12 protein-coding genes are annotated in these 13,309 nt (G+C 68.6%); 4 read left to right on the forward strand and 8 right to left on the reverse strand.

The features are described from left to right. Positions 1-166: 166 nt before the first annotated feature. The gene (locus K3U96_RS00790) at positions 167-874 is read left to right on the forward strand and encodes an SDR family oxidoreductase (RefSeq protein ID WP_220691758.1); all 708 of its coding nucleotides are present in this window, start codon (positions 167-169) and stop codon (positions 872-874) included. Here the strand turns inward: K3U96_RS00790 and K3U96_RS00795 are convergent. The 4 genes from K3U96_RS00795 to K3U96_RS00810 all read right to left on the reverse strand — a co-directional run bounded on the left by K3U96_RS00795 (position 825) and on the right by K3U96_RS00810 (position 6,533). Continuing rightward, on the reverse strand, positions 825-1,685 hold the full coding sequence (locus K3U96_RS00795; protein ID WP_220691759.1) for a TspO/MBR family protein: 861 nt from the start codon (positions 1,683-1,685) through the stop codon (positions 825-827). The two genes, K3U96_RS00790 and K3U96_RS00795, sit on opposite strands and share 50 nt — an antisense overlap. Before the next feature lie 61 nt (positions 1,686-1,746). Then, the gene (locus tag K3U96_RS00800) at positions 1,747-4,074 is read right to left on the reverse strand and encodes a Tex family protein (protein WP_220691760.1); all 2,328 of its coding nucleotides are present in this window, start codon (positions 4,072-4,074) and stop codon (positions 1,747-1,749) included. Positions 4,075-4,142: 68 nt separating this feature from the next. Further along, positions 4,143-5,402, reverse strand: a complete 1,260-nt coding sequence (locus K3U96_RS00805; RefSeq protein ID WP_220691761.1) for an oxygenase MpaB family protein — start codon at positions 5,400-5,402, stop codon at positions 4,143-4,145. Between the two features lie 36 nt (positions 5,403-5,438). Next, positions 5,439-6,533, reverse strand: coding sequence for an NADH:flavin oxidoreductase (locus K3U96_RS00810; protein ID WP_220691762.1), 1,095 nt, complete (start codon positions 6,531-6,533; stop codon positions 5,439-5,441). Positions 6,534-6,590: 57 nt separating this feature from the next. On the opposite strand from K3U96_RS00810, the gene K3U96_RS00815 reads away from it, so the two are divergent. Further along, positions 6,591-7,196, forward strand: a complete 606-nt coding sequence (locus K3U96_RS00815; RefSeq protein WP_220691763.1) for a class I SAM-dependent methyltransferase — start codon at positions 6,591-6,593, stop codon at positions 7,194-7,196. Positions 7,197-7,204: 8 nt separating this feature from the next. Here K3U96_RS00815 and K3U96_RS00820 read toward each other — a convergent pair whose 3' ends face one another. Beyond that, complete coding sequence (locus K3U96_RS00820) at positions 7,205-7,558, reverse strand: VOC family protein (protein ID WP_069405518.1); 354 nt, start codon at positions 7,556-7,558, stop codon at positions 7,205-7,207. Positions 7,559-7,644: 86 nt separating this feature from the next. Between K3U96_RS00820 and K3U96_RS00825 the strand changes: the two genes are divergently transcribed. Beyond that, entirely contained in the window at positions 7,645-9,222 is a 1,578-nt protein-coding gene (locus K3U96_RS00825) for an FMN-binding glutamate synthase family protein (protein ID WP_069405517.1), read from the forward strand. Here the strand turns inward: K3U96_RS00825 and K3U96_RS00830 are convergent. Together K3U96_RS00830 and K3U96_RS00835 are read right to left on the reverse strand one after the other, a co-directional pair. After that, complete coding sequence (locus tag K3U96_RS00830) at positions 9,219-10,388, reverse strand: site-2 protease family protein (RefSeq protein WP_230982326.1); 1,170 nt, start codon at positions 10,386-10,388, stop codon at positions 9,219-9,221. The genes K3U96_RS00825 and K3U96_RS00830 overlap by 4 nt on opposite strands. A 208-nt stretch (positions 10,389-10,596) precedes the next feature. Continuing rightward, positions 10,597-10,962 (reverse strand): hypothetical protein, encoded by a 366-nt coding sequence (locus tag K3U96_RS00835; RefSeq protein WP_220691764.1) that lies wholly within the window; start codon positions 10,960-10,962, stop codon positions 10,597-10,599. Between the two features lie 135 nt (positions 10,963-11,097). Between K3U96_RS00835 and K3U96_RS00840 the strand changes: the two genes are divergently transcribed. Further along, positions 11,098-12,453 carry a WS/DGAT/MGAT family O-acyltransferase gene (locus K3U96_RS00840; RefSeq protein ID WP_220693346.1) on the forward strand — a complete coding sequence of 452 codons (1,356 nt, stop codon included), beginning with the start codon at positions 11,098-11,100 and terminating at the stop codon, positions 12,451-12,453. A gap of 10 nt (positions 12,454-12,463) precedes the next feature. Here K3U96_RS00840 and K3U96_RS00845 read toward each other — a convergent pair whose 3' ends face one another. Beyond that, positions 12,464-13,285, reverse strand: a complete 822-nt coding sequence (locus K3U96_RS00845; protein ID WP_230982327.1) for a class I SAM-dependent methyltransferase — start codon at positions 13,283-13,285, stop codon at positions 12,464-12,466. Positions 13,286-13,309: the final 24 nt, after the last annotated feature.

The following is a 13,309-nucleotide window of genomic DNA, read 5'->3' on the forward strand; positions in this document are numbered from 1 at the left end:
GGAAAGACGACGAACACCACCACGCTGGCCTTCGACACACAGACCATTGTGTCTTTTTCTGTGGGAAACATGGCGTAATCGCCGTCTGCGGCGGGACAGTTACCGGTGTTGCACCTGACGTCACCGGCGTTCGCAGCCGACTGACCGACCGAAGGGAGTGCACATCATGTCACGGCGGATTCTGATCACCGGCGCATCGAAGGGCATCGGCCGAGCGGTGGCCGACCGGGTGGCCGCGGACGGCCACCAGCCGATCGGTATCGCCCGCACCGCACCACCCGACTTCCCTGGGCCGTTCTACCGGGTGGATTTGGCCGATCAGGCGGCGACCGCAACGACACTGGATCAGATCCTGGCCGATGGTCGCGTCGACGCGGTGGTCAACAACATGGGCTACGCGCAGTTCGCCGTCATCGGCGAAATCGATCTGGACGACCTGCTGCACACCTACGCGCTGAACATGCGGTCCGCGGTGCAGGTGGTGCAGGCCGTGCTTCCCGGCATGCGCGCCGCGGGCTGGGGCCGCATCGTCAACGTCACCAGCCTCACCACGCTCGGCACCCCGGAACGCACCCCGTACGCGGCGGCGAAGGCCGCGCTGGAGACCTCCACCCGGATCTGGGCCAAGGAGTTGGCCACCACCGGCATCACCGTCAACGCGGTGGCGCCCGGGCCCACCGAGACCGAGCTCTACCGGCAACGCAGCCCGGTCGGATCCCAGCGAGAGGCACGGTTGCTCAGCCAGATCCCGATGCAACGGGTCGGCACCCCCAAAGAGATCGCGCACGCAATCGGGTTCCTGCTCGACGAGGACGCCGGTTACATCACCGGCCAGATCGTTCGGGTTGACGGCGGCGGGAGCGTTCCGGCCTAGCGCGCGACGCGACGACCCAGGTACCCACGGTGCCCACCGTCAGGATCGCCGCACCTACCAGCGAGGCGATCAGGATCGGCGTGGTGTCGTAGAGCCGCACCGCGATGCCGACCAGCGCCCAGATGAGCACCAGGGCATAGGCGATGTCCTTGTGGCGCAGCAGCATCACCACACCGAGCGCGGCCGCCACCGCGACCATGATCACACCCCAGGTCGGCTCGGAGAGCCCGAAGCCCGACCAGCCGGCGTCGTCGAGGGTGATCGTCGCGTTGGCGATCGTGGCCACCGAGATCCAACCCAGGTAGACGCGGAACGGGATGTGCACCGTCCAGCGCTCCAGCGTCGAGGCCGGCGGCCTGGTGGCCCGCAGGCGGTAGATGACGATCAGCGTGCCCAGCAGCACGACCATGATCAGCATGCTCAGCGGGAACCGGTTGTGGTGCCACGCGAACAGCCAGCAGCAGTTGGCCACCGCGGTCAGCACATACCAGGGGGCGATCGCGCGGGCCGCGCCGCTGTCGGAACGGCCTTGGGCCAGGGTGATGCCCAGATAGACGCTGTAGGCGATCACCCCGAGGTAGATCACGCTCCAGATGGAGAACACGTAGCCCGCGGGCACGAAGTACACCTCGAAGCGCCGGGTGACGTCACCGGTGGTCTGGCCGTTGATCGGCAGACCGTTGGCCAGATAGTTGACGACGAGCATGGCCGCGGTCGCCAGGCTGACGACGAGCGGCAACAGCAACGTCGAAATCGGCCGGCCCTCGGCAGCCCGGCCGCCGGCGTGGTGGTCTTCTGCCTGCGTTCGCATACGCGCTACATGCCCGTTTGCCGCGGTTCCGAACCATCGGCGCTGCGGCCGGGCTGACGCGTCAGCGCCCGAAGCCCGCCTTGCGCAAGGCTTCCGCCATCGAACCCGGGGGCTCGGCGGCCCGACGGGCACCCTTGTCGCGGCGGGGGCGGCCCTCACGCCGGGCGGTCGCGGCGCGGTCGGGCCGCTTGGCTTTGCCCGTCGGCGCGTCGTTCAACCGCAGGCTCAACCCGATGCGCTGCCGCTCGACGTCGACGTCGACCACCTTCACCCGCACCACCTGACCGGAGCGCACGACTTCGTGCGGGTCGGACACGAACCGATCCGCCATCGCCGAGACGTGCACCAGCCCGTCCTGATGCACACCGACATCGACGAACGCGCCGAACGCTGCGACGTTGGTGACCACGCCCTCCAGCACCATGCCCGCCTTCAGGTCGGCCACCTTCTCCACGCCCGCGGCGAACGTCGCGGTGGAGAACGCCGGGCGCGGGTCACGCCCGGGTTTCTCGAGTTCGGCGAGGATGTCGGTGACCGTGGGGGTGCCGAAGCGGTCATCGGCGAAGTCCGCGGGCGTCAGCGACTTCAGCGCCCGCTCGTTGCCGATCAGCTCGGCCAGCGTGATACCCGACCGGTCGAGGATCCGGCGGACAACCGGGTACGCCTCGGGATGTACACCGGACGCGTCGATGGGGTCGTCGCCGCCGCGGATCCGCAGAAAACCCGCACATTGCTCGAACGCCTTGGGCCCCAACCGCGGAACGTCGAGCAACGCCGTGCGGTTGCGGAACGGGCCGGTCTTGTCGCGGTGGGCGACGATGGCTTCGGCAAGCGATTCCGACACCCCCGACACCCGCGCGAGCAACGGCACCGATGCGGTGTTCAGGTCGACGCCGACCGCGTTGACCGCGTCCTCCACGACGGCGTTCAGGCTGCGGGCCAGCGTGCCGGGCGTCACGTCGTGCTGGTACTGCCCGACGCCGATCGACTTGGGGTCGATCTTCACCAGCTCGGCCAGCGGATCCTGCAGGCGCCGTGCGATGGACACGGCACCGCGCAACGTCACGTCCAGCGTCGGCAGCTCACGCGTTGCGTAGGCAGAGGCCGAATACACCGACGCGCCGGCCTCGCTCACCAGGGCCTTCGTCGGGGCGTCAGCGCCGGCGGCGCGGATGTCGGCGATGAGTTCGGCTGCCAACGCATCGGTTTCGCGCGAGGCGGTGCCGTTGCCGACGGCAATCAGCTCGACGCGGTGGCGGGCGACCAGCGCGGCCAGCGTGGCCTTGGCCGTATCCCATTGCCGCGCAGGCTGATGCGGAAAGATCGTGGCGGTGTCGACTACCTTGCCGGTGCCGTCCACCACGGCGACCTTCACCCCGGTGCGGTAGCCGGGATCCAGGCCGAGCGTCGTGCGGTTGCCCGCGGGGGCGGCCAGCAGCAGGTCCTTGAGGTTCGTCGCGAACACCGCGACGGCCTGCTCCTCGGCCCGGTTACGCAGCCGGATGCGGGCGTCGACCTTGGCCGAGATCATCAGCTTGGTACGCCACGCCCACTCGACGGTGCCCACCAGCCACGGCGTCGCGGCCGCTTTCGAAGCCATGTCGATGCCGAGGGTCTTGGCGATCATGGCGTGGTATTCGGCGTCGTCGCCGCCGTCGAAGGTCAGCGCCAGGACCTCTTCCTTCTCCCCGCGTAGAACGGCGAGCACCCGGTGTGACGGCATGCTCTGCAGCGCTTCGCCGTACTCGAAGTAGTCCCGAAACTTCTGCGCGGCCTGGCTTCTGGACGCCTCTTCGGACCAGGGCGCGGTGCGCAGCGAACCGCTGTTCCAGAACTTCTCCCGGACGGTGCCGACCAGCGCGGCGTCTTCGGCTGCGCGCTCGGCGAGAATGTGACGCGCACCGTCGAGCGCCGCGGCCGCGTCGGGCACTGCGCTGTCGACGAACTGCGCGGCGACCTGCTCGGGTACGAGGGTCGGATCGGCCAGCAACCGGTCCGCCAGCGGCTCCAGCCCGGCCTCCCGCGCGATCTGCGCCTTGGTGCGCCGCTTGGGCTTGTACGGCAGGTAGATGTCCTCGACCCGCGACTTGGTGTCGGCTGCCAGCAGCGCGGCCCTCAGTTCGTCGGTGAGCTTGCCCTGCTCGTCGATGGACGCCAGCACCGCGGCGCGGCGGTCGTCGAGTTCCCGTAGATACTGCAGGCGCTCTTCGAGGGTGCGCAGCTCGGCGTCGTCGAGGCTGCCGGTGGCCTCCTTGCGGTAGCGGGCGATGAACGGCACGGTCGCGCCCTCGTCGAGCAGCCGCACGGCCGCGGCGACCCGCACCTCCTCGACGGCCAATTCCTCAGCAAGGCGGGCATTTACAGACTTCACGGGTGAGCTCTGTGGCACGCGGCGACTCTACAGGCCGGTTCCGACATCACCGAAGCAGCGCCCTCGACGTGTCGCAGAATCCGGTGTCAGCGGCGCAGCGGTGCGGCGGCCTCGAACGCGGCGGCCTTGCCATCGGACTGCCACTGCAGCCAGTTCTCCCACCGCGCGAGGTTGGTCCGCTGCCAGTGGCGGTCGACTCGCCGGGAAGCGCGCCGCGCCAGTTCCAGCGCGAAAATGACCGGAAACCGCAACAGCAGCAACAGGATTCCCGGTAACGCGGACGGTAGGCGGTAGCGGTGACGGTTCCACGGCAGCATGTAGAGCCCGAGGTATCCGGCCTGCACCCGGTAGTGGTACTCGGCGCGCAGCCGGGCCAGGCCGCGGTGTGCAGGTGCGGGTGCGAACGCGGGGACGAACGATTCGACGAGCTCGGTGCCGCTCTCAGCGCTGTCGTAGCTGCGCGCGGCGTCGGCCATCAAAAGGATGCGCCAGGCGTCGGCGACGGTCTCGGGAAAGTAGCCGTCGCAGCGTACTCCGACCAGATGTCCGCAGTAGCGGTTGAAGTGCAACACCGCGCGCATCTCCCGCGGTGACGTGAGGTGCCCGAGCAGGTACAGCCCGAACGCGGGCGCGACGCTGCCGCCGAGCAGGGTCAGCAGCATGGCCGACTGGCTGATCGGCAGGCCCCAGCGTTGCGCGTCCCATTCCGGATGGTGTTTGACCCGCTCTCGGACGCTGACGTGCATGACCCGCACGTGCAACGAGATGTTGCGGCCGCGTGAGCCGGGCGTGAGGATGGCGCCGGGCCGGCACACCTCGATCCACCAGCGCGAGGTCTCCAGGTAGCGGTGCAGCGCCCGCTGGCCGGCGTAGCCACCCGACAGCGACAGCGGTACGGCCAGCCAGCCCTCGGTGTAGGTGTCGTTGGTGCCCGCATTGCCCAGCGCCCCGAGCGCGTAGGCCCAGCGGCGCCACACCGCGGCGCCTGCTTCGACCAGGTCCGGATCGACCCAGGCCGGCAGCTGCTCGAACTCCTCGAACAGCGCGCGCATGGAGTCCGGCGCCTCAGGGACGTTGTCGATGCCGTCGCGCTGCGCCCGCTCGACGAGCTTCCGGGCCTTCCCGGCGCCGAGCTCACCGTGGTAGGTCTCGGCGACGAACCGTTCCGCGACGGGGTCGCCCTCGTTGAGCCCGGCGATGAAGGCCCGTGCGACGGCGTCGGTGGGAAACAGGTCGACGCCGGTGAACCGCTTCACCACGTTGCGCAGCGCCGCGCGCCTGCCGTCGGTCCGCGGATAGCGGAATGCGGCCGGCGCCCCGGGTGGTCGTGCCGCAGGTTCCGGCATGCCTCATTCATACCGCAGCGGCCTCGGCCTGAACGCTCAGGCCAGTGCGGCCAGCGCGGTCTGCGGGTCGTATCCGGCGAACGAGTCGAGTTCGTTGGCGCGCAGGCGGTTCACCCACGCCGGGTCGGCGAGCAACGCGCGCCCGATCGCGACGATGTCGAACTCGTCGGCGTCGAACTGCTCGACCAGGCGGTCGACCGGCGCAGGTGAGATGACCTGCCCGCGCGGTTCGCTGCGAAACTGCGTCTCCAACCCGACCGAGCCGACCGCGATGACGGGCGCCCCGGAGACCTTCTTGGTCCATCCCGCGAGGCTGAGTTCGCTGTCGTGGTCGGGAAACGCGGGCGCATAGTGCCTGCGGGTGGAGGGATGCAGGACGTCGACCCCGGCGTCGACCAACGGTGCCAGCAGTTCCTGCAACTGGGCCGGGTCCTGGGCGACCGACGCCGTGTAGTCGGTGCCCTTCCACTGCGAGAACCGGAAGATGATCGGGAAGTCCTCGCCGACCGCGGCGCGGACCGCGGCCACCACCTCGGCGGGGAACCGGGTCCGCGCGGACAGCGGCCCGCCGTAGTCGTCGGTGCGCAGATTCGTCCGGTCCCAGAAGAACTGGTCCAACAAATAGCCGTGCGCGCCGTGCAGTTCGACGGCATCGAAGCCGACCTCGCGCGCGGTGGCCGCGCTTCGCGCGTACAACTGCGCGACCCCGGGAAGTTCGTCGGCCCGAAGCGCACGTCCCTTCGGTTGGCCGTGTCCGTCCACTCCCGACGGGCTGACCGGCACGACGCCGTCGGCGTCGGCACGTTCGGCGCCCTGGTGCCACAGCTGTGCGGCAATGGTCGCGCCCTCGGCGTGCACCCCGGCGACCACGCGCCGCCAACCGGCGAGCACGTCCTCGCCGGCAAGGGTCGGAATACCCAACGGGTAGCCGGCGGCCGGGTCGGGGAGCCGGATTCCCTCGGTGATGATGAGCCCCACCCCGCCCGCGGCGCGGCGCCGGTAGTACTCGGCCACGTCGGCGCCGGGAACCCCGTCGGGTGAGGCCTGCCGGGTCATCGGCGCCATCGCGAATCGATTGGGCACCGTCAACGAGCCGACATGCAGCGGGGTGAACAGATCGTCTAAGGCCATGTACGCGACAACGTAGCGCGAGCGACAGTGATTCCGGACGCCTGGGACAATGCACATATGGTCGAACAGAGCATCTGGATGCAGAAAGTCGCGGCCGATCCTGGGCATTCGCACTGGTACATCGAGCGTTTCCGATCGATGACGCGCGCCGGTGAGGATTTGGTCGGCGAGGCGCGCCTGGTGGACGCGATGGTGCCCCGCGGCGCGCGCATCCTCGACGCCGGCTGCGGGCCCGGCCGGTTGTGCGGATACCTGTCGGCGGCCGGGCACCAGGTGGTCGGCGTCGACGTCGACCCGGCGCTCATCGAAGCCGCCGAGCAGGACTATCCCGGGCCGCGCTACCTCGTCGGCGACCTCGCCGAACTCGATCTGCCCGCGCGCGGGATCGCCGAACCGTTCGACGTGATCGTCTCGGCGGGCAACGTCGTGACGTTCCTCGCGCCGAGCACCCGTGGCGTGGTGCTGAGCCGGTTGCGCACCCACCTGGCGGCCGAGGGCCGCGCGGTGATCGGGTTCGGCGCGGGCCGCGACTACCCGTTCGACCGGTTCTTCGCCGACGTGGCCGAGGCTGGGCTGGCGCCGGATCTGCTGCTGTCCACCTGGGACCTGCGGCCGTTCACCGACGACTCCGACTTCCTGGTCGCGCTGCTACGGCCGGCGTGAGGGCGGGCTCAGCGCGCCAGCGGTTTGTAGAACACCAACCCGTTGCCCTTGTTGTCGTACACCACCGCACGACGCTCGTGCGCATCGTCGTAGGGGCCTTTGACGATGCCGCCGCCGCTGGCCTCGATGGCCTTCGCGGCACCGTCGACGTCGGCGGTCTTGATCCCGACGACCACCTGGCCGGGGATGGGATGGTCGACGGCGGTGGCCAGCGCCAGGGTGACCGACCCGCCGTCGAGCGCCGCGAAATGCGCGCCGTCGCGGAATTTCAACGACATCCCCAACGTCTCGCTGTAAAACCGAATCGACTCGTCGAGATCATCGGTCGACAAGATGATCATCCGAACGTCATGGTCAGTCACGCTGCCTCCTAGGACGAAATCCCTTAGATCATAAAGCGAAAACGACCTGGGGTTTCGCGCTGCGGCGGCATGGCAACCCTGACGTCATGAGCAAACCGATACGGGCGCTGGCTGCGGCGGCCGCCACCGCGGTGACGGCGGTCGCCGCACGTGACATCTTTCAGCGAAAGCACGCGCTGCTGCGCAACTTCCCCCTCGTCGGGCACGGCCGATATCTTCTGGAATCCATCGGCCCCGAACTGCGCCAGTACATCGTGGCGGGCAACGACGAAGAACGGCCGTTCACCCGGGACCAGCGCCGATGGGTCTACGCCTCGGCCAAACAAGAGAACAACTACTTCGGGTTCGGCACCGACAACAACATCGAGCACACGCCCGGCTATCCCATCATCAAGCACCACACCTTCGGGCCGGCGGTGCCGCCGTCCGCGCCGAAGGCCCCGCAGGAAGTGAAGTTACCGTGCGCCAAAGTGATTGGCGCCGCGCGAAACCGACCGGGCGCGTTTCGGCCCAATTCGGTGGTCAACATCTCGGCGATGAGCTTCGGTTCGTTGTCCGGCAACGCCGTGGAGGCCCTCAACAAGGGCGCCGCGCTGGCCGACTGCCTGCACAACACCGGCGAAGGTGGCATCTCGCGCTATCACCGGCACGGCGGCGAACTCATCTTCCAGATCGGTACCGCCTACTTCGGGTGCCGCGACGCCGACGGCCGCTTCGATCTGCAGCGACTCAAGGACGTGGTGGCGGGTGCGCCGGTGCGGGCGTTGGAGATCAAGCTCAGCCAGGGCGCCAAGCCGAGCCTGGGCGGGCTGTTGCCGGCACCCAAGGTGTCCGCCGAAATTGCCGCTGCCCGAGGCATTCCCGAGGGGAAAGACTGCGTCAGCCCATCGCGGCATGCGGAGTTCTCCGATGCCGACGGACTGCTCGACTGGGTGGAACTGCTGGCCGCCGAGACCGGCCTGCCGGTGGGTATCAAATCGGCGGTCGGTGATCTCGACTTCTGGTATCAGCTCACCGATCTCATCAGCGAAACCGGCCGCGCGGTGGACTTCGTGACCATCGACGGCGGCGAAGGCGGCACCGGCGCCGCGCCGCTGATCTTCACCGACACCGTGTCACTGCCGTTCCAACTCGGCTTCTCCCAGGTGTACCGGATCTTCGCCGAACGCGGCCTGCACGAACAGATCACGTTCATCGGCGGCGGCAAGCTCGGCCTGCCCGGCAACGCGGTGGTCGGGTTCGCGCTCGGCTGCGACATGGTCAACGTCGCCCGCGAAGCGATGCTCGCGGTCGGCTGCATCCAGACCCAGAAGTGTCATACCGACACCTGCCCCACCGGCGTCGCCACCCAGAACGCCTGGCTGGCACGCGGTTTGGTTCCCGACGAGAAGGCGGTCCGCACCGCCAACTACATCAAGACGCTGCGCCGCGACCTGCTCAAGGTGGCCCAAGCCTGCGGGGTGGAGCATCCGGGGTTGATCAGCACCGAATCGGTGGACATCCTCGACGGGCGAACCCATTCCACCCCGTTGCACGAGGTCTACGGCTACACCCCGGGCATGGGTCTTCCTTCAGCGGCCGACCGTGAGGAGATCGTCGGGCTGATGACCCACACCGAGTCCCGACAGGGCTCGGCACCACCGTCTCGGTCCGCGGTCGGCTAGCGACGACGCTGACGCAGATCGGTGGTGATGTCCGAACCGCCGCCGCCCGCCCACACGCCCATGCCGTGCAGGGCCACCGCGCGGCTGACGTCGGACGGGGAGACGATGCCGACCAGCCGTTCGTGGTCGTACACCAGGGCACGGCCGTCTGCGCAGCCGCTGAGCCGGGGCAGCAGGTCGGTGAGCGGTTCGTCGGGAGTGGCCGACGGGACGTCCTGCGGCGGGCATGCCACGTCGCGCAGCCGGACCGTGTCGCGCTCCAGCATCGGGACCGAGCGCAACCGGTTGAACGTGATCAGCCCCTCGACCCGGCCGAACCCGTCGACCAGCGGGAAGGCGGAGTGCCGTCGCAACAACACCACGTCGCGCAGAAAGTCGCCGACGGTGCGGTCACCGGACACCGTCTCGGGGTCCGCGGTCATCACGTCTTGGACCCGCACCCCGGCGAGCATCGTGGTGGTGCGGGCCTGGTGTTCTTCGGCGCTGGCCATCGTCACGATGAACAGGCCCAACAGGATCCACCACAACCCGCCCATCCCGGAGATGATCCGAATCAAACCGAGGCCGATCAGCAGAAAGCCGAACAGCCGTCCCGCGCGGGCGGCCCAGACGGTGGCGACGTACTGGTCACCGCGCCACGCCCAGATCGCGGCGCGCAGGATACGTCCGCCGTCCAGCGGCGCGGCCGGAATGAGGTTGAACACGGCCAGCACCACGTTGATCAACGCCAGATAGGACAGCACGGACACGGTGAGCGAACTGAACCCGGCGTCGTCGGCGAGCATGGCGGCCACACCGAACACCGCCCCGGCCAGGACGCTGGTCAGCGGCCCCACCACCGCGATGCGGAACGCCGCCCCCGGCGTCAGGGCGTCGCCGCGCAACCGGGCGACGCCGCCGAGCAGCCACAACGTGATTCCGTCCACCCCGACACCGTTGCGCCGGGCCCAGATCGCGTGCGCCAACTCGTGGGCCAGCAGCGACACCACGAACAGCACCGCGGTCACCACCGCGGCCAGGATGTACTCCCATGTCGCGTAGCCCTCGGCGAGCACCGGGAACTGCACCGACAGGCCGATCACGAGCAACAGCACGATGCCCAACACGCTCCAGTGCATCCCGACCGACACACCGGCAATCCGTCCCAGCCGCACCGTCGCCTTCACTCTGGCTCCTTCCGTGGTCACCTCGGGAGCCCGCAGGGATGAAGAAACCGCGGGTCCCCGTCACCGTCGAGTATCCGTCACCGGCGCGAACCGGCGGCTGGAATCGATATCGCGGAACGACCCAGCCGATGTCGGGAACGTGGTGCCGGCGCCGTCCCATGGGTGAGCGACCGGATCCGGGGCGAGCACGACCGGAGGGGTGAGCCCGTCAGCGCGCGGAGCGAGCCTTGATGAACGACCGCACACCGGCGATCAGGTAGACGACGAGCAGCACGAACATGATGATGCTCGTGATGATCGCGGCGGGGCGTTCGGCGGTGCCTGCGAACAGATCGCCGACTTTGGCGACGTTGCGCAACGCACCCAGCGCGGCCAGCAGCGCGATCACCAGGGCCACATGCATGGCGGGCTTGCGGAACTTCTCCGCGCGACGGGCGACCAGCGCGGCGATCAGCAGCAGCACCCCGACGAACGCGGGGATCAGCGCGGTGACGCTGACAAAAGCAGTGACGACATAGGCGATCACCCCGGTCGCGACGAGCAGGGCGCCAGTCCAGGTTGTCAGGGCGAGCATCGACGTCCTTTCCAAAAACGGCAGAGCGCCGCGAAATACGTGGTTGCGACCCTATCAAGGCCGCTCAGGTTTTCCCCTTTGCGTTGTGGGGGATAAGGGGCAAGCTGACAAGCATCAACGTTGGAGGCCCCCATCATGCAGCCGATCGCACCGACCGACGCACTGTTCTTGCTGGGCGAATCCCGCGAGCATCCAATGCATGTCGGCGGCCTGCAGCTGTTCGAGCCGCCCGAAGGCAGCGGGCCGGAGTTCCTGGCCGGGCTCTACGACGCCCTGCTGGCCCAGACCGATGTGCAGCCGACGTTCCGGAAACGACCGGCGTTCTTCGGTGGGATCACCAACGTGGCGTGGTCGTCGGACAAGGACCTGGAGCTCGACTATCACATGCGCCGGTCCGCGCTGCCCGCGCCGGGCCGGGTGCGCGAGCTGTTGGAGTTGGTCTCGCGGCTGCACGGCACGCTGCTCGACCGGCACCGCCCGCTGTGGGAGGCGCACCTCATCGAGGGCCTCGACGACGGCCGGTTCGCGGTGTACACCAAGTTTCACCACTCGCTGATCGACGGCGTCTCGGCGATGAAGCTGATGCGCCGGGTGCTGTCCTCCAACCCCGAGGACACCTCGGTGCGGGCGCCGTGGAGCCTGCCGCCACGGCGCAGGCCCAACGTCGCCGGGCCGTCGCTGCTGCGGACGGTGGGCCAGGTGGCCAGCTCGGTCGCGGGCGTCGCGCCCCACACGCTGTCGCTGGCGCGGTCCGCGCTGCTCGAGCAGGAGCTGACGCTGCCGTTCGGCGCGCCCAAGACCATGCTGAACGTCCGAATCGGCGGCGCGCGCCGCGTCGCGGCGCAGTCCTGGGCGTTGGAGCGGCTCAAGCACGTCAAGGCCGCCGCCGGGGTGACGGTCAACGACGTGGTGTTGGCGATGTGCGCGGGTGCGCTGCGGGCGTATCTGGCCGAGGAGGACGCGCTTCCCGCCACTCCGCTGGTCGCGATGGTTCCGGTCAACCTGCGCAACGAGAACGACGGCGAGGGCGGCGGCAACCTGGTCGGCGCGATCCTGTGCAATCTCGCCACCGACATCGAGGACCCGGCGCGCCGCATCGAGGTCATCGCCGCTTCGATGCGCGACAACAAGAAGGTGTATTCGCAGTTGCCGCGGATACAACAGCTTGCGCTGTCGGCGTTACTGGTCGGCGGGGTTGCGTTGGCGTTGGTGCCGGGCTTCGTGCGGACCGCGCCACCGCCGTTCAACATCGTGATCTCCAACGTGCCCGGTGCGCGAGAACCATTGTGGTGGAACGGCGCCCGCCTCGAAGGCAACTATCCGCTGTCGATTCCGCTGGACGGCCTGGCCCTCAACATCACGCTGGCCAACAACGCCGACAACCTCGACTTCGGGTTGATCGGTTGCCGGCGCAGCGTCCCGCATCTGCAGCGGCTACTCGGTCACCTGGAGACGTCGTTGAAAGACCTGGAGCGCGCCGTATGCGGATAGCCCGTCACGCTCAGCCGAATTCCAGCAGGGTGTATGCGCCGCGGAAGTTCCTGGTCAGCTTCAGTCGCCAGAAGGCGGGGAACACCTTCTCGAAGAACACCCCGCGACCGCGGGGCATCGGCAGGTCGTGCACGGCGCGGATACCGGGCACGGTGTTGGCCAGATCGGCCAGCTGGGCCGCCGACAGGCTGAACGGCATCGGTGGCACGCGGTAGCGGCGGGTGGCCCGCATCCCCTTGGGCGCGAACTTCTTGACCAGCACGGGCGGCAGGTCGAAGACCATCTGACCGCCAGGAAAGCGTTTCGCGCATTCGGTGATCAGGCCCATCGCCTGCTCGGGCTGCAAGTACATCAACAGACCCTCCGCGGTGATGAACACCCCGTTGGTGGTGTCCACCGCGTCCATCCAGCTGTAGTCGAGCGCGGACTGCGCGATGGCGGTGATCCGCGGGGATGGCGGCAGCAGTTTCTTGCGCAACTCGATGATCGGCTCGAAATCGATGGTGATCCAACGGAAGTCGGTGTCGGGCAGCGCTTTGCTCAGCCGCCAGAAACTGGTCTGCAGCCCTTCGGCGAGGGCGACGACGGTGGCCGACGGATGCGCCGACAGGTACCGGATCGCGGCACGGTCGAAAGCCAGCGACCGCACCGCCATCTCCTGGCCCCTGCGGCCGAACTTGTCGAAATCGAAGTCGATGGCGTCGACGAGCGCAATCGCCATCGGGTCGTCGATGATGGCGTCCGGATGGCGGGCCTGATGCGCACGCCCGTTCAGCGTGAGCAGCGCTGTCTCGGAGACTCCGGTCAGCGTGCTGGCGTCGACGGGATCCACCACATCGAACATACCGGCGTATAC

It is taken from the genome of Mycolicibacterium holsaticum DSM 44478 = JCM 12374, assembly GCF_019645835.1.
Lineage (GTDB): Bacteria > Actinomycetota > Actinomycetes > Mycobacteriales > Mycobacteriaceae > Mycobacterium > Mycobacterium holsaticum.

Excerpts from the sequence above, each read along its gene's own strand:
- K3U96_RS00790 (WP_220691758.1), top strand. The coding sequence starts at position 167 with ATGTCACGGCGGATTCTGATCACCGGCGCATCGAAGGGCATCGGCCGA.
- K3U96_RS00795 (WP_220691759.1), bottom strand. The coding sequence starts at position 1,685 with ATGCGAACGCAGGCAGAAGACCACCACGCCGGCGGCCGGGCTGCCGAG.
- K3U96_RS00805 (WP_220691761.1), bottom strand. The coding sequence starts at position 5,402 with ATGCCGGAACCTGCGGCACGACCACCCGGGGCGCCGGCCGCATTCCGC.
- K3U96_RS00810 (WP_220691762.1), bottom strand. The coding sequence starts at position 6,533 with ATGGCCTTAGACGATCTGTTCACCCCGCTGCATGTCGGCTCGTTGACG.
- K3U96_RS00815 (WP_220691763.1), top strand. The coding sequence starts at position 6,591 with ATGGTCGAACAGAGCATCTGGATGCAGAAAGTCGCGGCCGATCCTGGG.
- K3U96_RS00825 (WP_069405517.1), top strand. The coding sequence starts at position 7,645 with ATGAGCAAACCGATACGGGCGCTGGCTGCGGCGGCCGCCACCGCGGTG.
- K3U96_RS00835 (WP_220691764.1), bottom strand. The coding sequence starts at position 10,962 with ATGCTCGCCCTGACAACCTGGACTGGCGCCCTGCTCGTCGCGACCGGG.
- K3U96_RS00840 (WP_220693346.1), top strand. The coding sequence starts at position 11,098 with ATGCAGCCGATCGCACCGACCGACGCACTGTTCTTGCTGGGCGAATCC.